Origin of the sequence: Klenkia brasiliensis, assembly GCF_900100695.1 — a bacterium.
In the GTDB taxonomy this organism is placed as follows: domain Bacteria; phylum Actinomycetota; class Actinomycetes; order Mycobacteriales; family Geodermatophilaceae; genus Klenkia; species Klenkia brasiliensis.
Genome location: NZ_FNCF01000006.1, coordinates 141,778 through 163,718, shown reverse-complemented (window position 1 = coordinate 163,718; position 21,941 = coordinate 141,778). Strand labels below are relative to the sequence as shown.

The following is a 21,941-nucleotide window of genomic DNA, read 5'->3' as shown; positions in this document are numbered from 1 at the left end:
CCGCCACTCAGACCAGCAGCTGGGCGGTGGCGAGCTCCCGGTAGAGGGGGTCGGTCTCGACCAGTTCGTCGTGGGTGCCGACGGCGACCACCCGGCCGCCCTCGAGCACCACGATCTGGTCGGAGTCGCGCACGGTGGACAGCCGGTGGGCCACCACCAGCAGCGCCCGGTCCCGCGCGGCGGCGTCCAGCGTCTGCCGCAGCAGGGTCTCGTTGCGGGCGTCGAGGCTGGCGGTGGGCTCGTCGAGCAGCAGCAGCGCCGGGCGGGCGAGCAGCGACCGGGCGATGGCCAGCCGCTGCCGCTCCCCGCCGGACAGCAGCACGCCGTCGTCGCCGACCAGCACGTCCAGGCCGAGCTCGGAGCGCTCGACGACCGGGGTGAGCCCGACGTCGGCGAGCACCTGCCACAGCTCGGGCTCCGGGGTGCCCGGCGCGGCCAGCAGCAGGTTCTCCCGCACGGTGCCGGCCAGCACCGGGGCCTCCTGCTCCACGTAGCCCATCCGGGCGCGCAGCGCCGCGCGCGGCAGCTCCCGGACGTCGGTGCCGGCCCACCGCACCGACCCCGACGTGAGCGGGTAGAAGCCCTCGACCAGCGCCAGCAGCGTGGACTTGCCCGCACCGGAGGGCCCGACGACGGCGGTGCGGCTGCCGGCGGGCACCGAGAAGGACACCCCGTGCAGCACCGGGGTGCCGTCGGCGTAGCCGAACCCGACGTCGCGCAGCTCCAGCAGCGGGACCGGGTCGCCGGGGGCGGGCAGCCGCGGCGCGGTGGTCGTGCCCGGGCGCTGCGGCCGGTCGTCGTCCTCGGGCTCCAGCGCGAGCACCTCCTGCACCCGGGCGAGCGCGCCGAGCCCGGTCTGCAGCTCGGTGTAGGCGCGGATGACCTGGCCCAGGGGCATGACCAGCAGGAACAGGTAGAGGATGAACGCGATGAGGTCCGCGACGCCGATGGAGCCGGTGGCCACCCGGTAGCCGCCGAGGCCGAGGACGGCGAGGAACGCGCCCTGCACGGCGATCGAGCTGGCCGGGGAGACCAGCGCCTGCAGGCGGGCCACCGCGACGCCGGCCGCCCAGGCCCGCTGCGCAGAGACGCCCACCGTGTCGACCTCGCGGGCGGTGGCCCCGCTGGCCCGGATGGTGCGCACCGCCGACAGTGCCCGCTCCACGGCCGCGCTCATGGCCCCGACCTGCTCCTGGGCCTGCCGGGACAGCGTGCGCACCCGCCGGGCCGCGGCGACCGCCACGACGACGCCGATGCTCACCGACCCGACGGTGACCAGCAGGAGCACGCCGTCGACCAGCGCCATCGCCACCAGCGCGCCGATCCCGACCACCAGCGCCCCGCCGACCTCGACGACCCCGCTGGTGACGGTGGCCCGCAGCAGCGTGGTGTCCGCGCCGACCCGGCTCATCAGGTCTCCGGTGCGCCGCCGGTCGTACTCGACGACCGGCAGCCGCAGCAGCCGGTCGGCCAGCGTGCGCCGGGTGGTGAGGACGACGCCCTCGGCGGTGCGCTGCAGCAGGTACTGCTGGCCGGCCCCGAGGACGGCGGCCGCCACCAGCACCACGACCAGCGCGGCCACCACCGGCAGCAGGGGGCGGCCAGCGCCGACCGCGTCGACCACCCGCGACACCAGCAGCGGCTGGGCCAGCGCGGCGGCCGCCGACACCAGGGACAGCACCGCGGCCGCGACCAGGGCGGCGCGGTGCGGGCGCAGCAGCGGCCAGAGCTCACGGACCCCCGCGCGCGGCGGGCGGACCGGCGGGGTCACCGCCCGGCGGCGAGGGCGCCCACGACCGCGACCAGGATCCGGGCGTGGTGCTCGACCAGCAGCGGGCGCTGCCCGTCGGGCCGCACGGCGGCCACGAAGCCCGCCGCGGACCACAGCTCGTCGCCGCCGTCGGAGCCCAGCAGCAGCTGCCGGACGACCGGGTCCTCGACCAGCCGGCGCAGCACGGGGGAGTCCTCGGCGGCCAGCAGCACCCAGCGGGTGTCGAACTCCTGGTCACCGCTGGGCAGCTGCAGCAGGTCGCCGGCGCCGTGCCGCCAGAAGCGGGCGGGGGTCAGCCGGAACCCGGGCACGTGGCCCAGCACGGGGGCGGCGGTGATCGCGTAGGTGGGCACCCAGCCGCGGCCGTAGGGGGCGACCACGTCGAAGGCGACGAGGTCCACACCGTCGGCCCGGCCGCGCAGCACGTTGCTCGGCACCTCGGACTTCGCCGGCCGGACCGGGGCGCTGCGGGTCAGCTCGGCCAGCGGCCCGTCCTCCGGGGCGGTGCCGTCCGAGGGCGTCCAGCCGTGCGCGGCGCCCCAGGAGGCCAGGTCGCCGGCCGGACCGCCCTTGGGCATGAACGCCTGCTCGATCTCCGAGGGCTTGCGCGGGCGGCGGCCGAACAGCCCGCGCCGCTCCTGCTGGGCCGGCGGGGCCTGCTGCGGCCGGGCGTCCCAGGGCTGGGGCTGCTGCTGCGCCGGCGGGTCCCACTGCTGCGCGGGGGGCGGGGTGGCCTCCCACTCCTGGGTCGGCTGCCGGTCCACCGGCTGGGCGGGGGGCTGCTGGGCGGGGGGCTGCTGGGCGGGGGGCTGCGGGGCGGGCCGGTCGGGGGCGGCGTCGGGCAGCGACCAGCCCGGCGGCTCCCAGCTCCCGCCCTGCTGGGCCGGCGGCTGCTCGGGCTGCTGCCCGCCCTGCCCGAGGTGGGTGGGCTCGGTCCAGCCGCGCTGGTCCTCGGGACGGTCGTCGAAGCCGTCGTTCCGGGGGGTGCTCATCGGGGTGCTCTCTCTCCTCGGTGTCAGCCGTACGTGTCGCGGGGGCCGCGCCCGCGGACGGTGCGGGGGCCCTTCTTCCAGCTGGGTGCCGTCGGACCGACAACGCGCAACCGGGTCACGACGTCCCCGCCGACCTGGTTGTGCAGCTTGCCGAGGATGGTCGGGGCCATCATCCGCAGCTGGGTGGCCCAGGCCGTGGACTCCGCGACCACGGTCAGCTCGCCCTCGCTGAGCGACTGCGGGGCGCAGTGCGCTGCGATGTCGGGCCCGACCAGGGAGTCCCAGCGGCCGAACACCGAGCCGACCTTGGTGCGCTCGCCCCAGTCCTCCGCGCTGACCAGGGAGTCGACCAGCGACCCGAGGGTCTGCGGGTCGTCGGCGCCGGGGCCCGGGCCGGTCCAGGAGCGCCGGGGCCCGGCGACCCGGCGGCGGGTGGGGCGGGGGCGGGCGGCCGAGGCGGCGCGGGCGGCGTCCAGCGCGGCCCGGGCGATGTCGCTGGGCCGGGCGGGCCGGTCCTCACCCATGCGCCTCACCCATGGGCCCCAGCCTCCTCCGCGGCGACGGGTCCGTCGACCTCGGCCGGCAGCACGGTGGCGGTGCCGGCGGCGACCTGCACCCGGGTGCCGCGCAGCGCGGCCGGTACGTCCTCGGCCACCGCGGCGGTGATCAGGCACTGCTCGGCGGTGCCGGCCACCTCGGCCAGCGCGGTGCGGCGGCCGGCGTCGAGCTCGGCGAAGACGTCGTCGAGCACCAGCACGGGTTCCTCGCCGTCGGCGCGCAGCAGCGCGAAGCAGGCCAGCTTGACCGCCAGCGCGAACGACCAGGACTCGCCGTGGCTGGCGTAGCCCTTCGCCGGCACCGGGCCCAGGTGCAGCACCAGGTCGTCGCGGTGCGGGCCGACCAGGGTGACCCCGCGGTCGACCTCCTCCTTGCGCCGCTCCTCCACCCGGCGGGCCAGCGCGGCGGTCAGCTCCGCCGCCGAGGGCACCCCGATGCCGGGCAGGAACGCCGTCCCGTCCCCGGCCAGCGGGACGGTGCTGGTGTAGCCCAGCCGGGCCCGGTCGGCGCCCTCGCCGGCCACGCCCTCGTAGGCGGCGGTGACGAACGGGTCGAGGTCGGCGGCCAGCTGCAGCCGGGCGGCCAGCAGCTGACCGCCGAGGTCGGCGAGGTGGCCGTCCCACACCTCGAGCGTGGCCAGGTTGCCGCGGGCGAGCTTGGCGGTCTTGAGCAGCGCGTTGCGCTGCTTGAGTACCCGCTCGTAGTCCGCGCGCACCCCGGCCAGCCGCGGCGTGCGGCTGACCAGCAGGTCGTCGAGGAACCGGCGCCGCTCGGTCGGGTCGCCGCGGACCAGGGCGAGGTCCTCGGGGGCGAAGAGCACGGTCTTGACCAGACCGAGCAGCTCGCGCGGCCGGGGCAGCGGCGAGCGGTTGACCCGCACCCGGTTGGCCTTGCCCGGGTTGATCTCGACCTCGACCAGCAGCTCCCGGTCGTCCTTGCGCAGCGCCGCCCGGACCACCGCCTGCGCGGCGCCGTGCCGGACCAGCGGGGCGTCGGAGGACACCCGGTGGCTGCCCAGCGTCGCCAGGTAGCCGACCGCCTCGACCAGGTTGGTCTTGCCCTGGCCGTTGCGGCCGACGAGGACCGTCGGACCCGGCGTCAGCGCCAGGTCGACGGCCTCCCAGCTGCGGAAGGACCCGAGCTGGAGGTGGCGGACGTACACGCTAGGCGGGGTCCTCGACCTCGCGGGCCTTGACCGCGTGGCCGCCGAACTGGTTCCGCAGCGCCGCGACGGCCTTCATGGTCGGGCTGTCGTCCTGCCGCGAGGAGAAGCGGGCGAACAGCGACGCCGAGATCGCCGGCATGGGGACGGCGTGCTCGATGGCCTGCTCGACGGTCCAGCGGCCCTCGCCGGAGTCGGCGGCCCAGCCGGTGATGTCGTCCAGACCCGGGTCCTCCTGCAGCGCGCGGACCAGCAGGTCCAGCAGCCAGGAGCGGATGACGGTGCCCTGGGTCCAGGAGGCGATGACGCCGGGGACGTCCTCGATCAGGTCGACGGCGGCCAGCAGCTCGTAGCCCTCGCCGTAGGCCTGCATCATCGCGTACTCGATGCCGTTGTGGACCATCTTGGCGAAGTGCCCGGCGCCCACCGGCCCGGCGTGCACGAAGCCCGCGCCCTCGCCGGCCGGGGAGTCGCTCTCCTTGTCCAGCGGCGGCTTGAGGGCGTCGAAGATCGGCTGGACCTTGGCGACGTCCTCCTTCGAGCCGCCCACCATGAGCGCGTAGCCGTTCTGCAGACCCCAGACACCGCCGGAGACGCCGGCGTCGACGTAGCCGATGCCCTTCTGCGCCAGGAGGTCGGCGTGCACCTGGTCGTCGGTGAACTTCGAGTTGCCGCCGTCGACGACCACGTCGCCGGCCTCGAGCAGGTCGCCCAGGGCCTCGACGGTCTCCCGGGTGGGGTCACCGGCAGGGACCATCACCCACACCACGCGCGGCGCCTGCAGGGCGCCGACCAGCGCCTCGAGGCTGTCGACGTCCTGCAGCTCGGGCGAGCGGTCGTAGCCGACCACCTCGTGCCCGGCCCGGCGGACACGCTCGCGCATGTTGCCGCCCATCTTGCCCAGTCCGATCAACCCCAGCTGCACGCCGGTCCTCCTCGAGTCGGTCTCGTCCCCGGTGCGGGCGGCACTGCCCCCGGGCGGTGCCCATCGTGCTCGCCCCGGCCCGGGGTCGCGCGGCGGGTCAGCCGGGCAGGCGCACCGGCATGATCAGGTAGCGGTAGGAGCCGGGGCGCGGGGCGCCGTCCTCGGCCGGTTCCTCGTGGCCGGACAGCACCGCGGGCTTGAGCGCGCTGGTGAAGTCCATCCGGGCGCGCTCGGTGTGCACCGAGGCCAGCCCGTCGAGCAGGAAGGTCGGGTTGAACCCGATCGTCAGCGGGTCGCCGTCGAACTCGACGTCGCAGCGCTCCTCGGCCTGGCCCTCGTCGTCGGTGCCGCCGGCCCGCAGGGTGACCTGGCCGGGGGTGAACTCGCAGCGCAGCGGGGTGCCGCGCTCGGCGACCAGCGCGACGCGCTTGGCCGCGTCGGTGAAGGCACCCACCGGCAGCAGCGCGTGCGACGCCGACTCGTTGGGCATGATCGCGCGGTACTTGACGAACTCGGCGTCCAGCAGCCGGGTCGTGGTCTGCCGGTCCTTGCCCGACAGGCCCAGGATGCCCTCGCCGGCACCGCCCGAGGACAGCGACAGCACGACCTCCGGGCCGCTGGTCAGCGTCTTGGCCGCGTCGGCGAGCGTGCGGGCGGGCACCAGGACGGCGGCCGACAGCCCCGAGACCTCGGGGCGCCAGGCGAACTCGCGGACGGCGAGGCGGTAGCGGTCGGTGGCGGCCAGGGTCACCCGGTCGTCCTCGATCTCCAGCCGGACGCCGGTGAGCATCGGCAGCGTGTCGTCGCGACCTGCCGCGACGGCGACCTGGCCGACCGCCTCGGCGAACGCGTCGCTGTCGACGACGCCGGCGGTGGAGGGCAGCGACGGCAGGGAGGGGTAGTCCTCGACCGGCAGCGTCGGCAGGGAGAACCGGGCGTTGCCGCAGCTGATGGCCAGCCGGGCGCCCTCGGCGACGACGTCGACCGGGTGCGGCGGCAGGGCGCGGACGATCTCGGCCAGCAGCCGGCCGGGCACCAGCGTGCGGCCGTCCTCGGTGGAGGAGACGTCGACCTCGGCGCGGGCGGAGACCTCGTAGTCGAAGCCCGACACCGACAGGGAGGCGCCCTGCACCTCCAGCAGGATGCCGGCCAGGACGGGGACCGACGGCCGCGGCGGGAGGCTGCGCGCCGTCCAGGCCACCGCGTCGGAGAGCACCTCGCGTGCCACCCGGAACTTCATGTCGTCGTCCACCCCTGCTCGTCGTCCTGCGGGTCCTGTCTCGGTGCGGGCGACAGTCTCCCCTGCCGGGGCGGTCGGAGTCGAATGCCCCTCCTGGCCGCTGCCGGTGCTGGTCGTGCTGCTGCTCCTGTCGACTCGTCGACCGCACGTGCACACCCAGGGTGTGGTTCGAGAACTCCTCGAGAGAACTCCCTCATCCTCGTCATCACAGGTGTGGGTACTGGGGACCGAGGACGTCGGCGCAGGTCAGGGCCGGTGCGGGGCTGTTGGCGCGGTGTGGGCCGGTGACCTGTCGGCTGGGGTCGACATGGGGATTCGTCGGCCGTCCTCCACCGGTGACCGTCCGCTTCCACCCCCGGTCCACCCGCTGTCCCGTCCCAGCCCCCGGTGGATCCCCAACGCACCCGTCCGGGGGACGGAGCGGGGAGAACCGGTGCACCCGCTGGGTACGGGGCGGGTCGACATGGGGATCCGCAGTCCCCACCCTGTGCACAGATCTGGGGATGAAGGGTCTTGTCGACCTGCTACTGGCGGGCGCGGGACTTGATCCGGGCGGTGAGCTCGGTGACCTGGGTGTAGGTGGCGCGGCGCTCGCCCATCAGGCCGGTGATCTTCTTGACCGCGTGCATGACCGTGGTGTGGTCCTTGCCGCCGAACGAGGCCCCGATCCGCGGCAGGGACAGCTCGGTGAGCTCACGGCACAGGTACATCGCGATCTGCCGGGCGTTGACCAGCGTGCGGCTGCGGTTGGCGCCCTGCAGCTCCTCCATCGTCACGGAGAAGTACTCGGCGGTGGCGGCCATGATGATCGCGGCGGTGATCTGCGGGCCCTGCTCGTCGCTGATCAGGTCCTTGAGCACCAGCTCGGCCAGCGCCAGGTCGACCGGCTGCTTGTTCAGGCTGGCGAAGGCGGTGACCCGGATGAGGGCGCCCTCGAGCTCGCGGATGTTGGTCTGCACCTTGCTGGCGATGAACTCCAGCACCGGGTCGGGGGCCTGCAGCCGCTCGCCGTAGGCCTTCTTGCGCAGGATGGCGATGCGGGTCTCGAGGTCGGGGGCCTGCACGTCGGTGATCAGCCCCCACTCGAAGCGGGTGCGCAGCCGGTCCTCCAGCGTGGTCAGCTTCTTGGGCGGCCGGTCGCTGGTGATGACGATCTGCTTGCTGGCGTTGTGCAGCGTGTTGAAGGTGTGGAAGAACTCCTCCTGCGTCCGCTCGGCGCGCTCCAGGAACTGGATGTCGTCGATGAGCAGGAAGTCGATGTCCCGGTAGCGACGCCGGAAGTCCTCGGCCCGCCCGGAGTGCACCAGGTTGATGAACTCGTTGGTGAACTCCTCGGTGGAGACGTACCGGACCCGCACGTCGGGGAACATCCGCGCGGCGTAGTGGCCGATCGCGTGCAGCAGGTGGGTCTTGCCCAGCCCGGAGTCGCCGTAGACGAACAGCGGGTTGTAGGCCCGGGCGGGGGCCTCGGCGACGGCGACGGCCGCGGCGTGGGCGAACCGGTTGCTGTTGCCGATCACGAAGCTGTCGAAGACGTACTTGGGGTTCAGGCCCAGGTCGCCCCCGGCGGTGCGGCCGGCGGCGGCGGGGCGGCGGGCCGCACCGGCGTCGGGGTCGGTGTCCGGGCCGTCCCACGGTGCGGGCCGGCGGGGGTCGGTGCGCGGGAGGTCCCGGCCCGGTGCCGCGCCGTTGCCGCGGGACCAGTCGCGGCCGTCGCCGGACTCGGGCAGCCAGACGTCGGTGCGGACGCCGAACGCGGTGCGCCCGTCGTCGGCCTGGGCCCGGGCGGCGCGGTCCTCGGCGTCGCGGTCGCGCTCGCCGCGCTCGCGGTCGTCGCTCCCCCACGGCTCGGCGTCGCGGCGGTCACCCTCGAACCCGTCGAACCCGTCGAGGCCGTCGAAGCGCTCGGGCCCGGGGCGGTCGTCCTCGGCCCGGTCGACCGGGCGGCGGACCGGCACGGGCCGGTCGGGGGTGCGGTGGTCGTCGCGCCGGTCGTCGCGAGCCGGCGGGGCGTCCTCCAGCTGCACGGCGACCTTGGTCTCGCGTCCGAACTCGGCGGTGAGCGCGTCGGTGAGCGCGGTGCGGATGCGGGACTCCAGCACCGTCTGGGTGAACTCGTTGGGCGCGGCCAGCACGAAGACGCCCTCGACCAGACCCAGCGGACGAGTCAGGCCGAGCATCGCGTTCTGCTGGCGGGTCAGGTCGCCGGCCAGGCGTTCCCGGATCCGGTCCCAGACCGGTCCCAGCTCGCCGGTGGTGTCGGCCATCGACTTCCGTCCCTTCCGTCCCCGTCGTGCCTGCTGCGCGCGTCCCCGTCGTGCCTGTGCGTGCCTGTGCGTGCCTGGTGCTGCGCTGTGGTCGGCGGTGACCCTGTGTGCGCGACCGCCGGGCCGGCCCGTCGTCCCCGGGTGGATCCACCGCTGTGGACCGTGGTCCGGGCGGGGTCCACACCGCTGTCCACAGAGTGTGGACGACGGGTGGGGACGTGCTGTGGCAGAGGGTGGCCCGATCGGGCCGGTCCAGGCCGTCCGCCCAGCTCAGCGTGCAGGAGGGGGATGTGGACCGGGCCGGGTGCCGGGGGTGGACCGACCGTGGTCGGGTCACCCGGGACGTCCCTCTCGACCGGTGGCGAGCGAGGCGACGCTAACAGCACCGTCCACAGGCGGGCAACGACACCGGTGTGGTTCGGTGGGGCCGTGGCGGGGCCCCGTGGAGGGCCCGGGACGACCCCTGCTGCGGGCGCCCACCGCCACCGCGGCCGCCTCGGCTATGCTGGCTGCGTCTGTGCACAGCGGACGGTTGCTGCGTGCCCGCCACGTGGTCCCGGTCCTGGGCGCAGGCCACCAGCCTCGGTGCAGGCAGGGTCCCGGCGCACTGCCGGTCCCGGCCCGGCACCGCTGCGCGACCGCCCGTGCGGTGGTCGCCACCTCGTCGTCGTCAGTGGGAGCACCTCGTGAGCAAGCGCACGTTCCAGCCGAACAACCGTCGCCGGTCCAAGACCCACGGCTTCCGGCTCCGGATGCGCACCCGGGCCGGCCGCGCCATCCTTGCCGGCCGCCGCCGCAAGGGCCGCGAGAAGCTCTCCGCCTGACGTGCTGCCTGCGCAGGCCCGCCTGCGCCGGCGTCCGGAGTTCACCGTGGTCGTCCGCTCCGGCCGGCGTGCCGGGCGCCCGACCCTGGTCGTGCACTACCTCCCCGAACGGCCCGTCGTCCGTGGCGGGGGTCCTGGTGACCCCCCTCCCGGACCACGGGCCGGTTTCGTGGTCGGCAAGGCCGTGGGCAACTCGGTCTGCCGCCACCGGGTGACCCGGCAGCTGCGGCACCTGGTCCGCGAGGAGCTGCACCGGCTCCCCGCCGCGGCCGACCTCGTCGTCCGGGCCCGCCCCGAGGCGGCCGGCGCCGACACCGCCACGCTGCGCCGGGACCTCACCCGCGGCCTCGACCGCGTGCTGGGCAGCCGGTGAGCGCCGGCGCCCGCGCCCTGCTGGGCCTCATCGGGTTCTACCGGCGTGGCATCAGCCCGCTGCTGGGACCGCGCTGCCGGTTCACCCCCACCTGCAGCGAGTACGCGCAGGAGGCGGTCCAGGTCCACGGGGCCGCCCGCGGCGGGTGGCTGGCCGTGGTGCGGATCGCCAAGTGCGCGCCCTGGCACCGTGGCGGCGTCGACCTCGTCCCCGGAACCGCCCAGCTGATCCACTCGTCGGACACAGCGTCCGCGCGGGGATCCCGGCCCTGCCCCCCGACCCCGCCCACGCCGTCCACGGAGGCCCGCGTTGCTTGACTGGCTGTACACCGCGATCGCGTGGGTGATGAAGCAGTGGCACGCACTGTTCTCCACGTTCCTGGACCCGGCGGGCGGCATCGCCTGGGCGCTGTCGGTGGTCATGCTGGTGGTGACCATCCGCATCCTGCTGTTCCGGCTGTTCGTCAAGCAGGTCAAGAGCCAGCGGGCGATGCAGGAGATCCAGCCCGAGATCCAGAAGCTGCGCAAGCAGTACGGCGCGGACAAGCAGGGCTTCAGCCAGGCGATGATGGCGCTGCAGAAGGAGCGCGGGGTCAACCCGCTGGCCGGCTGCCTGCCGATCCTGCCGCAGATCCCGATCTTCATCGGCCTGTTCCACGTGCTGCGCCGCATCGCGCCGGGCAAGCCGGGTCTGTACAGCTGGGACGACGACCTCACGAACAACGCGGCCACGGCCAAGCTGTTCGGTGCCCCGATCGCCTCCTCGTTCAACATGGTGGGCGACAAGGAACGGGCGATCCTGGCCCTGACCGGTGGCAGCTACACCAACATCCGCGTCGTGGCGATGATCTTGATCATCATCATGTGCTTCACGACCTTCTACACGCAGAAGCAGATCCAGCGCCGCTCCGGCCCGGTCGAGGGCCAGGCCGCCACCGTGCAGAAGCTGCTGCTCTACGGCATGCCGATCAGCCTGTTCGTCTCGGGCTTCTTCTTCCCGATCCTGGTGCTGCTGTACTGGTTCACCAACAACCTGTGGACCCTGGGCCAGCAGTTCTACATCCTGAAGAAGATGCCCCCGCCCGGGTCGCCGGCCGCCCTGGCCAAGGCCGAGGCCGACAAGCCGCGGATCGACCCGAAGCTGCTCGCCCCCAAGCCGGGCGCGAAGCCGGTGCGTCCCAAGAAGGCCGCCCCGTCCGCGACGATCGACGCCGCGCCGGACGCCGGCGCGGACACCACGCCCCAGGACGACCCCACGCCGACCGACCCGGGCACCGGGAGCACGGCGTCGGGCAACGGGACCGCCCCGGGCACCGGCGCACGGGCCGGCGGGGGCAGCCGGCCGCGCGCCGCGGGCGGGTCGGCAGGACCGGCCAACCGGGGCAAGCGCCGACGGCGCTGACCCACCCGGCGCGCGCCGCGCGCCCCTCCCACCTCCGGGTCCACCCCCGGCCGCCGGCACTCCCCCAGGAGGAGACCACGTGAGCACCCCGCAGAGCAGCACCGAGACCGAGACCGCCCTGCCCGACGCCGACCCGGTCGACGCGGACGCCGTGGTCGAGCCCGTCGACGTCCTCGAGGACGACACGACCGACGCCGAGGACACCGACGGCGACGAGGACGACGAGGAGGACGACGAGGAGGACGACCTGCTCGTCCAGGAGGGCGACGTCGCCGGCGACTACCTCGAGCGGCTCCTCGACATCCTCGACGTGGACGGCGACATCGACCTCGACGTCGAGGGCGACCGCGCGTCGGTGGCCGTGGTCGGCGACGAGCTGACCACCCTCATCGGTCCCGGTGGGGCCACCCTGGAGGCCCTGCAGGAGCTGACCCGCCTGGCGGTGGCGCAGTCCACCGGCACCCGCAGCCGGCTGATGCTCGACATCGGCGGGTTCCGCGCCAAGCGCCGCGCCGACCTCACCGAGCTGGCCGGCCAGGCCGCCTCCCGGGTGGCCGCCAGCGGGACCGCGGAGCGCCTGTCGCCGATGAACCCGTTCGAGCGGAAGGTCGTGCACGACGTCATCGCCGCCGCCGACGGCGTCCGCAGCGAGTCCGAGGGCGAGGAGCCGAACCGCCGCGTCGTGGTCCTGCCCGCGTCGTGACCCACCCCGGTGGGGAGACGGCCGAGCTGCCGGTGGAGCCGCCGGTCGCGGCCGCGGCCTTCGGCGACCAGCTGGCCGGTGCTCGGCGCTACGTCGAGCTGCTCGCCGGCGAGGGCGTGGTGCGCGGGCTGATCGGCCCGCGCGAGGTGCCGCGGCTGTGGGAGCGGCACGTGCTCAACAGCGTGGCGGTCGCCGAGGCCGTGCCGCACGGGGCCCGTGTGGTGGATGTGGGCAGTGGGGCGGGCCTGCCGGGCATCCCGCTGGCCCTGGCCCGGCCCGACCTCGCGCTGACCCTGGTGGAGCCGATGGCACGGCGCGTGGAGTTCCTGACCCACGTCGTCCAGGAGCTGGGTACCGACTGGTCGGTGGTCCGCGGCCGGGCGGAGGAGAAGTCCGTCGTCCGGGCGGTGGGCCAGGTGGACGTCGTCACCGCCCGCGCGGTGGCACCGCTCCCCCGGCTCGTCGGCTGGGTGCGCGGCATGCTGCGGCCCGGGGCCCAGCTCGTCGCCCTCGTCGGGGCCAAGGCCGCGGCCGAGGTGCCCGACCTGGTGCCCGAGCTGGCCGCGGCGGGCATGCGCGACGTGCACGTGCGGCCCGTCGGGGCCGACCTCGGCGAGGCGGCCACGCAGGTCGTCGTGATGACCCGCACCGGCCGCTGAGCGGACTCCCCCGGCGTCGACTCGTCGACCCGTAGGCTGGACCGCGGAATTCCACGGTTGGCGTTTCACGTGGAACTGGCTACAGCGACCCGACCCTGTTCCACGTGGAACGGGTGCGGGTGAGGAGGACTTCGGCATGACGGACCCGGGCGAACGGCTGCGCAGCAGCCTGGCCGCCGACCTCCCGCCGGCCGGAGCGGAGTTCGACAGCCCCATCGCGATGGAGGCGATGCGGGCGACCCGGGTGCTGCACGCCGGCGAGCAGGACCCCTTCCCTCCCCCGGGCCGGATCCGGGTGCTCACGGTCGCCAACCAGAAGGGCGGCGTCGGCAAGACCACCTCGACGGTGAACCTCGGGGTGGCACTGTCGCTGTTCGGGCTCCGGGTGCTGGTCATCGACCTCGACCCGCAGGGCAACGCCAGCACCGCCCTGGGCGTCGAGCACGTCGTGGGCACGCCGTCGGTCTACGACGCGCTGGTCGGCGACGCCACCCTCGGCGAGGTCACCCACCCCACCACCGCCTCGCCGAACCTGCGCTGCGTGCCGGCCACCATCGACCTGGCCGGCGCGGAGATCGAGCTGGTCAGCGTGGTCGCCCGCGAGCACCGGCTGCGGCGGGCCATCGAGGCGCACCTGCACGCCCTGCCCGCCGACGAGCGCCCGCACTACGTGCTGATCGACTGCCCGCCGTCGCTGGGGCTGCTGACCCTCAACGCCCTGGTCGCCGGGGACGAGGTGCTCATCCCGATCCAGTGCGAGTACTACGCCCTCGAGGGCCTGGGCCAGCTGCTGTCCAACATCGAGCTGGTCCGGGCGCACCTGAACCCCGGCATCACCGTGAGCACCATCCTGCTCACCATGCACGACGGTCGCACCAAGCTCGCCGACCAGGTCGCCGACGAGGTGCGCAACCACTTCGGCGAGCTGGTGCTGTCCACCGTCATCCCCCGCAACGTCCGGGTCAGCGAGGCGCCGGGCTACGGCCAGTCGGTGCTCACCTACGACCCCGGTTCGCGGGGGTCGACCAGCTACGTGGAGGCCGCGCGGGAGCTGGCCGTGCGGGGGGCGGCGCTGCAGCCCCTCGTGCCGGCCCAGCCGTCCCCGACCGCTGCGCCGCCGGCGGCCCCGCCGCTCAACGCCCTCGTCCTCGGTCAGTCCGTGGCGACCCGATCCCAGGAGGACTCATGACCAAGCGCGGCGGACTCGGCCGGGGCCTGGCGGCCCTCATCCCCACCAGCGCACCGGCGGCCACGGCCACCCCGGCCGCGCGCGCCGCGGAGGCCGTGGAGGCCGCCGCCGAGCGTGCCGCGGCGGGCCTGCCGGCCGCCCCGACGCTGGCGCCGGTCGCCGACCAGCCCGCGGAGGTCGCCGGCATCCCGGGGGCCTCCCTGCGCGAGGTGGCGGTCACCGACGTCGTCCCCAACCCCAAGCAGCCGCGGCTGGTCTTCGACGACGAGGCGCTGGAGGAGCTCACCCACTCCGTCAGGGAGTTCGGGCTGCTGCAGCCGATCGTGGTCCGGGAGCGGGGTGAGGGCGGCTACGAGCTCATCATGGGCGAGCGCCGGCTGCGCGCCGCCCGGGCCGCGGAGCTGGAGAGCGTGCCCGCCATCGTGCGGGAGACCTCCGACGACGCGATGCTGCGCGACGCGCTGCTGGAGAACATCCACCGGGTGCAGCTGAACCCGCTCGAGGAGGCGGCGGCCTACCAGCAGCTGCTCGAGGAGTTCGGGGCCACCCACGAGGAGCTCGCCAGCCGGATCGGGCGCAGCCGCTCGCAGGTCACCAACACCATCCGGCTGATGAAGCTGCCGGTGAAGGTGCAGACCCGGGTCGCGGCCGGCGTGCTCTCGGCCGGGCACGCGCGCGCCCTGCTCGGCCTGCCCACCCCGGAGGCGATGGACGCCCTCGCCACCCGCATCGTCGCCGAGGGCATGAGCGTGCGGGCCACCGAGGAGGCCGTGGCGCTCGCCGTCGCGCACGAGCCCGAGGCCAGGCGCAAGTCCGGCCGCACCATCACCGCGCCCGGTGTCGAGGACCTCGCCCACCGGCTGTCGGACGCGTTCGAGACCAAGGTCAAGGTGCAGATCGGCCGGGCCAAGGGCCGGATCGTCGTCGAGTTCGGCTCGGTGGACGACCTGCAGCGGATCGTCGGCATGATGGCGCCGGAGATCACCGGCCGGAGCCAGCCCCCCGCCTGACCGCGGGTTCCGTCACCGACGGAACCCGCGAGGGGTCAGCCCCGGGCGGCGGCCAGGTGGAGCAGTCGGGTGAGGACGTCGCCGAGCCGGTGACCGGCTGCCTCGACGGCCATCGGGAACATCGACGTCTCGGTCAGCCCCGGCGACACGTTGACCTCGAGGAAGTGCACGGCCCCCTCGGCGTCGACGATGAGGTCGGTGCGGGACAGGTCGGCCAGGCCCAGCGCGCGGTGCACGGTGACCGCGGCGTCGGCCGCCCGCTGCGCGACGTCGTCGTCCACCCGGGCCGGGGTGTGGTACTCGGTCAGCCCGGGGGTGTAGCGCGAGGTGTAGTCGAAGACGCCGGACTCGGGGGCGATCTCCACCGCCGGCAGCGCCTGCGGCCCCTCCCCCAGGTCGACGACCGACACGGCCAGCTCGATGCCGTCGACGAAGCGCTCCACGAGCACCGTGTCGCCGTAGGCGAAGCAGCTGACCATCGAGGCGGGCAGGTCCTCGACCCGGGTGACCTTCTGCGCGCCCAGCGCGGAGCCGCCGGAGGCGGGCTTGACCATCAGCGGCAGGCCCAGCCGGGCGACGATGAGGTCGAGCACCGCGCCGGCGCCCAGCTCGCGGAAGGTGGAGTGCGGCAGGGCGACCCAGTCGGGGGTCGTGACGCCGGCGGACCGGACGACGGACTTGGCCGCGGGCTTGTCCCAGGCGAGCCGGCAGGCCGCCGCCGGGGACCCGACGTAGGGGATGCCGGCGAGGTCGAGCACCGCCCGCACCGCGCCGTCCTCGCCGGTGGAGCCGTGCAGGGCGATGAAGACGGCGTCGGCCGGGGCCGCGGCCAGGCCGGGCAGCAGGTCGGCGTCGGCGTCGCGCAGCTCGGCGTCCAGGCCCGCGCGCAGCAGGGCCTCGACCACCTGGGTGCCCGAGGACAGGCTGACCTCGCGCTCGAAGGTGAGGCCGCCGGCCAGCACGACGGCGCGCAGCAGGTCGGTGTCCTCGTCGACGGTGGCGGGCTGGGTGCTCACGGCTGGTCCCCCACTGGGTCACCGATGCTGTCGGAGGAGGCCGGGCCGGTGATCGGCTCGACCACGGGCACCTGCGGCCCGGCCGGCCGCACGGCACGGAAGCGGCCGGTGTCGACCGACCCGAAGGTGGTGTGCAGGTCGAGCTCGGCCTCCACGACGCGGGCCAGCCGGCGCACGCCCTCGCGGATCTGGTCGGGCTCGGGGTAGCAGTAGGACAGCCGCATGTACTCCTTGCCCTGGCCGTCGGCGTAGAAGCCGATGCCGGGCACGTAGGCCACGTGGGCGCTCACCGCGCGCGGCTGCATGAGCTTGGCGTCCAGGCCCGAGGGCAGCTTCAGCCAGACGTAGAACCCGCCGTCGGGCCTGGTCCAGGTGGTGCCCGGCGGCATGAGCGCGGCGAGGGACTCCAGGGTGGCGTCGCGGCGCTCGCGGTAGAGCTCGATGAAGGTCTTGATCTGCTGCTGCCAGGGCTGGGTGTCCAGGTACCGGGCGACGGCGTACTGGGTGAGGGAGGGCGGGCAGAGCACCTGCGCCTCGGTGGCCAGCACCAGCTTCTCCCGGACGGCGAGCGGGGCGAGCACCCAGCCCACGCGCAGGCCCGGGGAGAAGGTCTTGGAGAACGACCCGAGGTAGATGACCCGCTCGGCGTCGCGGGCCCGCAGCGCGCGCATCGGCTCGCGGTCGAAGCCCAGCAGGCCGTAGGGGTTGTCCTCGACCACCAGCAGGTCGTACCGGTCGGCGATCTCCATGATCCTGACCCGGCGCTCCTCGGTGAGGGTGATGCCGGCCGGGTTGTGGAAGTTCGGGATCGTGTAGAGGAACTTGACCTTGTCGCCGCGGGCGCGGCACTCGACGAGCGCGTCCTCGAGGGCCTCGGGCACCAGGCCGTCGTCGTCCATCGCGACGTGCTGCACCCGGGCCTGCGCGGCCTGGAAGACGCCCAGGGCACCCACGTAGGACGGCGCCTCGGCCAGCACGACGTCGCCGGGGTCGCAGAAGACCCGGGTGACCAGGTCCAGGGCCTGCTGGGAGCCGACGGTGACCACGACCTCCGACGGCGAGGCGTCGGTGATGCCCTCCAGCGCCATGACGTCGCAGATCCGCTCGCGCAGCCGGGGGTCGCCCTGGCCGGAGCCGTACTGCAGGGTCTGCGCGCCCATGCCGGACACCAGCTCGCCGATCATGGAGCCCACGGCGTCCAGCGGCAGGGCGGTGACGGCGGGCATGCCGCCGGCCAGCGAGACCACCTCGGGTCGGCTGACGACGGAGAACAGGGCCCGGATCTCCGAGCTCTTCATGCCGTGGGTGCGGGCGGCGTAGCGGTCGGCCAGCGGGTCCAGCCGCGGGTGCCGCGCCGGGACCGGGACCTGGCCCGCTGTGCCAACCGGGAGGTCAGGCGTCGGGGAAGGCATGACCGCAGTGTAGGGACGTCACCTGACGGAACCCGGGAAGCTGTCCTACGCCGGTGTGGACAACTGGTAGGTGCCGGTCGGCGGGTCGGCCTCCGCGGGCAGGAACAACCGCTGGACGGCGGCCAGCACGCTGGAGGCGACGGTCGAGCGGAGCCGGGCGTCGAGCAGGAGCTGGCGGTCGACCGGGTGGGACAGGTACCCGCAGTCCAGCCGGATGGCCGGCATGCGGGTCAGCCGGAGCAGGTCCCAGGTCTTGGCGTGCGAGCCGCAGTCGAGCATCCCGGTGCGGGCGATGACCTCGCGGCGCAGCAGGTTGGCGAACTCCTCGCCGACGGTGGACGACGCGCCCGAGCCGGTGCCGTAGTAGTAGCTGGCCACCCCGCGGGCGTGCCGGGAGCCGTGCGCCTCCATGTGCAGGGACACGAACAGGTCCGCGCGCGCGGAGTTGGCGAAGGCGGTGCGCTCCTCCAGGGAGGGCCCGCCGCGGCGGCCGCGGGTCAGGTAGACCGTGGCGCCGGCGGCGGCCAGCCGGCCCTCGATCCGCGAGGCCAGGTCGAAGACCAGGTCGGCCTCGGTGGTCTCCCCGGCGGTGAACCCGGTGTCCTCGCCGCCGTGGCCGGGGTCGATGACGATGACCCGGCCGATCAGGTGCGGGCCGGACTCGACCATGCCGGCGCTCTGCCGCAGCAGCTGGGGGCGTCCGCCGGTCACCCGCCGGCCCAGCTGGCGCAGCGCGCGCAGGGTGCCCGGGCCGCAGGTGCCGTCGACGGTCAGGCCGTAGTCTCGCTGGAACCCGCGCAGCCCGGACTCGGTCTCGGCGCCCAGGATGCCGTCGGCGCGGCCGGCGTCGTAGCCGAGCTCGAGCAGGCGCTCCTGCAGGTTGTGCACGTCGTCGCCGCGCATCGGCCGCTCGGGGTCGTAGCGCAGCAGCCGGTCGCCGAGCGACCAGCGGGCCTCGGTCAGCGCCCGGTAGGTCTCCTCGCCGACCCGGCCGTCGACCGAGAGGCCGCGGACCTGCTGGAAGTGCCGGACGGCGAGCGCGGTCGCCTCGTCGTAGACGTCGGGGCCACCGGGCGGCGTGGTGAGCAGCCCGAGACCTCGCAGGGCCGCCTGGACCTCCGCGACGGCGGGGCCGGCGCTGCCGGGGAGCAGGATCTGCACGCGGGGGTCGCTCCAGTCTGGGTGTGTCCGTGTCGGCACCGATTGTGGTCCTGCCGGGGCGCCACGGCGAGGGCGGGGCCCCCGGGACGCACGAACGGGGGGCACGGGCCGTGCGGCCCGTACCCCCCGTCCGGTGGTGTCAGATGAAGTCGGCGAGGTCGGAGAGGATCGCGCCCTTGGGCTTGGCGCCGATGATGCTCTTGACCGGCTTGCCGCCCTGGAACACGGTCATGGTCGGGATCGACATGACCTGGTAGTCGCGGGCGATCTGCGGGTTCTCGTCGATGTTCAGCTTGGCGATGGTGAGCTTGTCGCCGTGCTCGGTGGCGATCTCCTCGAGGACCGGGGCGACCATCTTGCAGGGGCCGCACCACTCGGCCCAGAAGTCCACGAGCACCGGCTTGTCGCTGCCGAGCACGTCGGTGGCGAAGCTGTCGTCGGTGACCTTCACGGTGTTGCCTGCCATGGGGATGGCTCCTTGTTGTCGGGTCGTGCGCGGGGGGTGGGGGTCAGCGCTCGTCGAAGGTGTCGGCGAGCCAGCGCTCGGCGTCGATCGCGGCCGCGGCACCGGTGCCGGCGGAGGTGATGGCCTGGCGGTAGATGTGGTCGACCACGTCGCCGCAGGCGAAGACGCCGTCGATGTTGGTGCGGGTGGTCGGGTGCTCCACCTGGATGTAGCCCTCGTCGTCGAGCTTGAGCTGGCCGGCGAAGATCTCGCTGCGCGGGTCGTGCCCGATGGCCACGAACAGGCCGCTGACGTCCATGGTCTCGGTGGCGCCGGTCTCGGTGTCGGTCAGGGTGACCGACTGGACCTGGTTCTCGCCGTGCACGTCGGTGACCTGCTTGCCCAGCGCCCAGCGGATCTTCTCGTTGTCCTGGGCGCGCTTCTGCATGATCTTCGACGCCCGCAGCTCGGGGCGGCGGTGCACCACGGTGACCGACTTGGCGAACCGGGTGAGGAAGGTGGCCTCCTCCATCGCGGAGTCACCGCCCCCGACGACCGCGATGTCCTGGTCGCGGAAGAAGAACCCGTCGCAGGTGGCGCAGGCCGAGACGCCGTGGCCCAGCAGCCGGGCCTCGTTCTCCAGGCCCAGGTACCGGTACTTCGAGCCGGTCGCCACGATGACGGCGTGCGCGCGGTGCACCTCGTCGCCCACCTTGACCACCTTGGGGGTGGCCGTGAGGTCGACCTCGGTGACGTCGCTGGGCACCAGCTCGGCGCCGAAGCGCTCGGCCTGGGTGCGCATGTCGTCCATCAGCTGCGGGCCCTGGATGCCCTCGGGGAACCCGGGGAAGTTCTCCACCTCGGTGGTGGTCATGAGCGCGCCGCCGAACTGCGAGCCCTCGAACACCAGCGGGTGCAGGTTGGCGCGGGCGGCGTAGGTGGCGGCGGTGTAGCCGGCCGGACCGGACCCAATGATGATCAGGTCGCGCACGCCGTCGTGCTCGGCGGGCGGGATCGCCGGGGACTGCCCGGGGTCGCCGGGGGCCGAGACAGCGGGGCCGGGGGTGGGCTGGTCGTTCGTCACGGGCGGCACAACGGACAGCCTAGGGCGAGCATTCCCGGGCCGTGCCCGGATCGGACCAGGGCTGCTGCGGGCCTCAGCCCGCCGAGAGCGGGGACACCTCGGCGAGGCCGGCCTGGAAGCCGCCGTCGGCGGGGACCAGCCCGGTCACCCAGACCAGCACGTAGCGGCTGGTCACCGGGGAGGAGAAGGAGAGCTCGTCGGCGCCGCCGGTCAACTCGCCCTGGGCGCCGACCGCGAAGGAGTCCAGGTCGCCGTCCGCGGAGTCACCGGTGCGGACCTCGACGGCGGCGCCCTCGGAGCCGGTCACGGTGACCCCGGACAGCGCCTGCTCCGACCCGAGGTCGTAGAGGACGCCCACGCCGGGCTTGAGGTTGCCGAAGTCGGCCGAGCCCCGGTAGGTCAGGGTGGGCCACACGGTGGCCGGGTCGCCGTCGTAGGACAGCGGCACGTCGCCGTCGTTCTCGGGCTCGCCGTCGCCGAAGGGGTCGAACACCTGCGCGGTGCTGATCTGCAGCGGGGTGCCCGCGGGGGTGCCCTGGTCCTCCCCGCCGTCCTCGCCGCCGCTGGTGGGGGCCGTGACGCCCGGGGTGGAGCCCTGCACGTCGTCGACGTTGCTGGCCGCGGAGATGACGTTGGTGCCCAGCCACCAGCCGGCGGCGACCACCATCACCAGGGCGAGCAGCGGCAGGCCGACCACGACCAGCCGGCGGCGCCAGCTGGGGGCCTGCGGCTCGGCGTCCACGACCTCGTCGTCGTCCTCGCCGGCGAAGGCCGAGCCCCAGTCGAGGTCGTCCTCGTCGTCGCGGTCGTCGACCACCCGCGGCACCGGGGGGTAGCTGTCGCGCGCCAGCGGGACGGCGTCGTCGTCGCGCCGCGGGGGGCGCCCGGCGGCGGTCGCGGCGGCGTCCTCGGCGTCGCGGCGGTCGCGCAGCTTGCGCAGCCAGCCGCTCTCGGACTCGTCGCCGCGCACGGCCAGCTGGGGTGCGGTGTGCCCGGTGCGTGGCCGGTCGCCGAGCAGCGCGGCCATCGCGGCGACGCTGGACAGCGCGGTGCCCGGCTCGGTGGAGCGGGCGCGGCGGACCAGGGCGGCGAGGTCGGGCTGGACGATGTGCGGGGGCTGCGCGCCGGGCTCGTCGCCGCGGCGGCCGGTGAGGCACAGCTCGAGCAGCGCGCCCAGTGCGGCGATGTCGCCGGGGATGCTGCCCTCGGCCGCGGGGACGGCGAGCAGACCGACCAGGCCACCGGGCCGGAGCACCACGTGGTCGGGGGTGAGGCCGCCGACGGCCAGGCCGACCCGGTGCGCCTCGGCGACGCCCTCGGCCAGCCGGCGGACGACGGTGCGGGCCTCGCGCTCGGGCAGCGGCCCGGACTCCAGCCGCTCGGCCAGCGTCTGGCCGTCGATCCACTCGTTGACCACGTAGGCCGCGGGGCTGTCGTCGGGGGTGCCCTCGGCGGCGTCGTAGACCATGGACAGCGCCGGGGTGGCCAGCCCGCCGGCGGTCAGCGCCCGGGCGATCCACTCACGCGCGGCGGGGCCGCCGGGGGTGTGCACGCGCAGCGCGACGTCGCGGTTGAGCACCCGGTCGCGGGCGCGCCACGAGCGGATGACGCCGGTGGCGGTCGGCTCGTCGGGGGCGAGCTGGTCGATCGGGCGGTAGCGGTCGGGCAGGCCGGTGGTCGTCGACGTCACGGACGCTGCCGACCTCCCTGGTGCCCTGCCGGAGCCCTCGCGCGCCGGTCGCGGTGCCG

At 74.7% G+C, this 21,941-nt stretch carries 21 protein-coding genes; 8 read left to right on the top strand and 13 right to left on the bottom strand.

The window, feature by feature from the left end; all coding sequences use genetic code 11:
- Positions 1–7 precede the first annotated feature (7 nt).
- The 7 genes from BLT39_RS17740 to dnaA all read right to left on the bottom strand — a co-directional run bounded on the left by BLT39_RS17740 (position 8) and on the right by dnaA (position 8,915).
- Positions 8–1,771 carry an ABC transporter ATP-binding protein gene (locus tag BLT39_RS17740; protein ID WP_091066775.1) on the bottom strand — a complete coding sequence of 588 codons (1,764 nt, stop codon included), beginning with the start codon at positions 1,769–1,771 and terminating at the stop codon, positions 8–10.
- A complete protein-coding gene (locus BLT39_RS17735; protein WP_091066772.1) occupies positions 1,768–2,763 on the bottom strand; it encodes a hypothetical protein in 996 nt (331 codons plus the stop codon). The genes BLT39_RS17740 and BLT39_RS17735 overlap by 4 nt, the downstream gene beginning before the upstream one ends.
- A gap of 23 nt (positions 2,764–2,786) precedes the next feature.
- The gene (locus BLT39_RS17730; RefSeq protein WP_091066770.1) at positions 2,787–3,287 is read right to left on the bottom strand and encodes a DciA family protein; all 501 of its coding nucleotides are present in this window, start codon (positions 3,285–3,287) and stop codon (positions 2,787–2,789) included.
- A 5-nt stretch (positions 3,288–3,292) separates the two neighbouring features.
- A complete protein-coding gene (recF, locus tag BLT39_RS17725) occupies positions 3,293–4,483 on the bottom strand; it encodes a DNA replication/repair protein RecF (RefSeq protein WP_091066766.1) in 1,191 nt (396 codons plus the stop codon).
- Position 4,484: 1 nt separating this feature from the next.
- Positions 4,485–5,408: a phosphogluconate dehydrogenase (NAD(+)-dependent, decarboxylating) gene (gnd, locus tag BLT39_RS17720; RefSeq protein ID WP_091066762.1), complete on the bottom strand. Its 924-nt coding sequence runs from the start codon at positions 5,406–5,408 to the stop codon at positions 4,485–4,487.
- Positions 5,409–5,505: 97 nt separating this feature from the next.
- Positions 5,506–6,660: a DNA polymerase III subunit beta gene (dnaN, locus tag BLT39_RS17715; protein WP_242658519.1), complete on the bottom strand. Its 1,155-nt coding sequence runs from the start codon at positions 6,658–6,660 to the stop codon at positions 5,506–5,508.
- Between the two features lie 512 nt (positions 6,661–7,172).
- Positions 7,173–8,915 carry a chromosomal replication initiator protein DnaA gene (gene dnaA, locus BLT39_RS17710; RefSeq protein WP_091066760.1) on the bottom strand — a complete coding sequence of 581 codons (1,743 nt, stop codon included), beginning with the start codon at positions 8,913–8,915 and terminating at the stop codon, positions 7,173–7,175.
- Between the two features lie 686 nt (positions 8,916–9,601).
- Between dnaA and rpmH the strand changes: the two genes are divergently transcribed.
- The 8 genes from rpmH (at position 9,602) to BLT39_RS17670 (ending at position 15,074) form a co-directional block, all read left to right on the top strand.
- Positions 9,602–9,739, top strand: a complete 138-nt coding sequence (gene rpmH / locus BLT39_RS17705) for a 50S ribosomal protein L34 (protein WP_040338882.1) — start codon at positions 9,602–9,604, stop codon at positions 9,737–9,739.
- Between the two features lies 1 nt (position 9,740).
- Positions 9,741–10,112, top strand: coding sequence for a ribonuclease P protein component (gene rnpA / locus BLT39_RS17700; RefSeq protein ID WP_091066756.1), 372 nt, complete (start codon positions 9,741–9,743; stop codon positions 10,110–10,112).
- Positions 10,109–10,429, top strand: coding sequence for a membrane protein insertion efficiency factor YidD (gene yidD, locus BLT39_RS17695; protein ID WP_091066753.1), 321 nt, complete (start codon positions 10,109–10,111; stop codon positions 10,427–10,429). Before rnpA ends, yidD begins: the two co-directional genes overlap by 4 nt.
- Entirely contained in the window at positions 10,422–11,513 is a 1,092-nt protein-coding gene (yidC, locus tag BLT39_RS17690) for a membrane protein insertase YidC (RefSeq protein WP_165640310.1), read from the top strand. Before yidD ends, yidC begins: the two co-directional genes overlap by 8 nt.
- A 79-nt stretch (positions 11,514–11,592) precedes the next feature.
- Positions 11,593–12,216: a Jag family protein gene (locus tag BLT39_RS17685; protein ID WP_091066751.1), complete on the top strand. Its 624-nt coding sequence runs from the start codon at positions 11,593–11,595 to the stop codon at positions 12,214–12,216.
- Positions 12,213–12,875: a 16S rRNA (guanine(527)-N(7))-methyltransferase RsmG gene (rsmG, locus tag BLT39_RS17680; protein ID WP_091066747.1), complete on the top strand. Its 663-nt coding sequence runs from the start codon at positions 12,213–12,215 to the stop codon at positions 12,873–12,875. The genes BLT39_RS17685 and rsmG overlap by 4 nt, the downstream gene beginning before the upstream one ends.
- Before the next feature lie 136 nt (positions 12,876–13,011).
- The gene (locus tag BLT39_RS17675; protein WP_091066744.1) at positions 13,012–14,064 is read left to right on the top strand and encodes a ParA family protein; all 1,053 of its coding nucleotides are present in this window, start codon (positions 13,012–13,014) and stop codon (positions 14,062–14,064) included.
- Positions 14,061–15,074, top strand: a complete 1,014-nt coding sequence (locus BLT39_RS17670) for a ParB/RepB/Spo0J family partition protein (protein ID WP_091066740.1) — start codon at positions 14,061–14,063, stop codon at positions 15,072–15,074. Before BLT39_RS17675 ends, BLT39_RS17670 begins: the two co-directional genes overlap by 4 nt.
- A gap of 35 nt (positions 15,075–15,109) precedes the next feature.
- Here the strand turns inward: BLT39_RS17670 and BLT39_RS17665 are convergent, their stop codons facing one another.
- The 6 genes from BLT39_RS17665 to BLT39_RS17640 form a co-directional block, all read right to left on the bottom strand.
- Positions 15,110–16,090, bottom strand: coding sequence for a D-alanine--D-alanine ligase family protein (locus BLT39_RS17665; RefSeq protein ID WP_091066737.1), 981 nt, complete (start codon positions 16,088–16,090; stop codon positions 15,110–15,112).
- Complete coding sequence (locus tag BLT39_RS17660; RefSeq protein WP_091066734.1) at positions 16,087–17,502, bottom strand: aminotransferase-like domain-containing protein; 1,416 nt, start codon at positions 17,500–17,502, stop codon at positions 16,087–16,089. Before BLT39_RS17660 ends, BLT39_RS17665 begins: the two co-directional genes overlap by 4 nt.
- Before the next feature lie 45 nt (positions 17,503–17,547).
- Complete coding sequence (locus BLT39_RS17655) at positions 17,548–18,663, bottom strand: N-acetylmuramoyl-L-alanine amidase (RefSeq protein ID WP_091066731.1); 1,116 nt, start codon at positions 18,661–18,663, stop codon at positions 17,548–17,550.
- Between the two features lie 139 nt (positions 18,664–18,802).
- Entirely contained in the window at positions 18,803–19,129 is a 327-nt protein-coding gene (gene trxA / locus BLT39_RS17650; protein WP_091066727.1) for a thioredoxin, read from the bottom strand.
- Positions 19,130–19,172: 43 nt separating this feature from the next.
- Positions 19,173–20,201 carry a thioredoxin-disulfide reductase gene (gene trxB / locus BLT39_RS17645; protein ID WP_242658518.1) on the bottom strand — a complete coding sequence of 343 codons (1,029 nt, stop codon included), beginning with the start codon at positions 20,199–20,201 and terminating at the stop codon, positions 19,173–19,175.
- 64 nt (positions 20,202–20,265) lie between these two features.
- On the bottom strand, positions 20,266–21,882 hold the full coding sequence (locus tag BLT39_RS17640) for a protein kinase family protein (protein WP_091066723.1): 1,617 nt from the start codon (positions 21,880–21,882) through the stop codon (positions 20,266–20,268).
- Between the last annotated feature and the right edge of the window lie 59 nt (positions 21,883–21,941).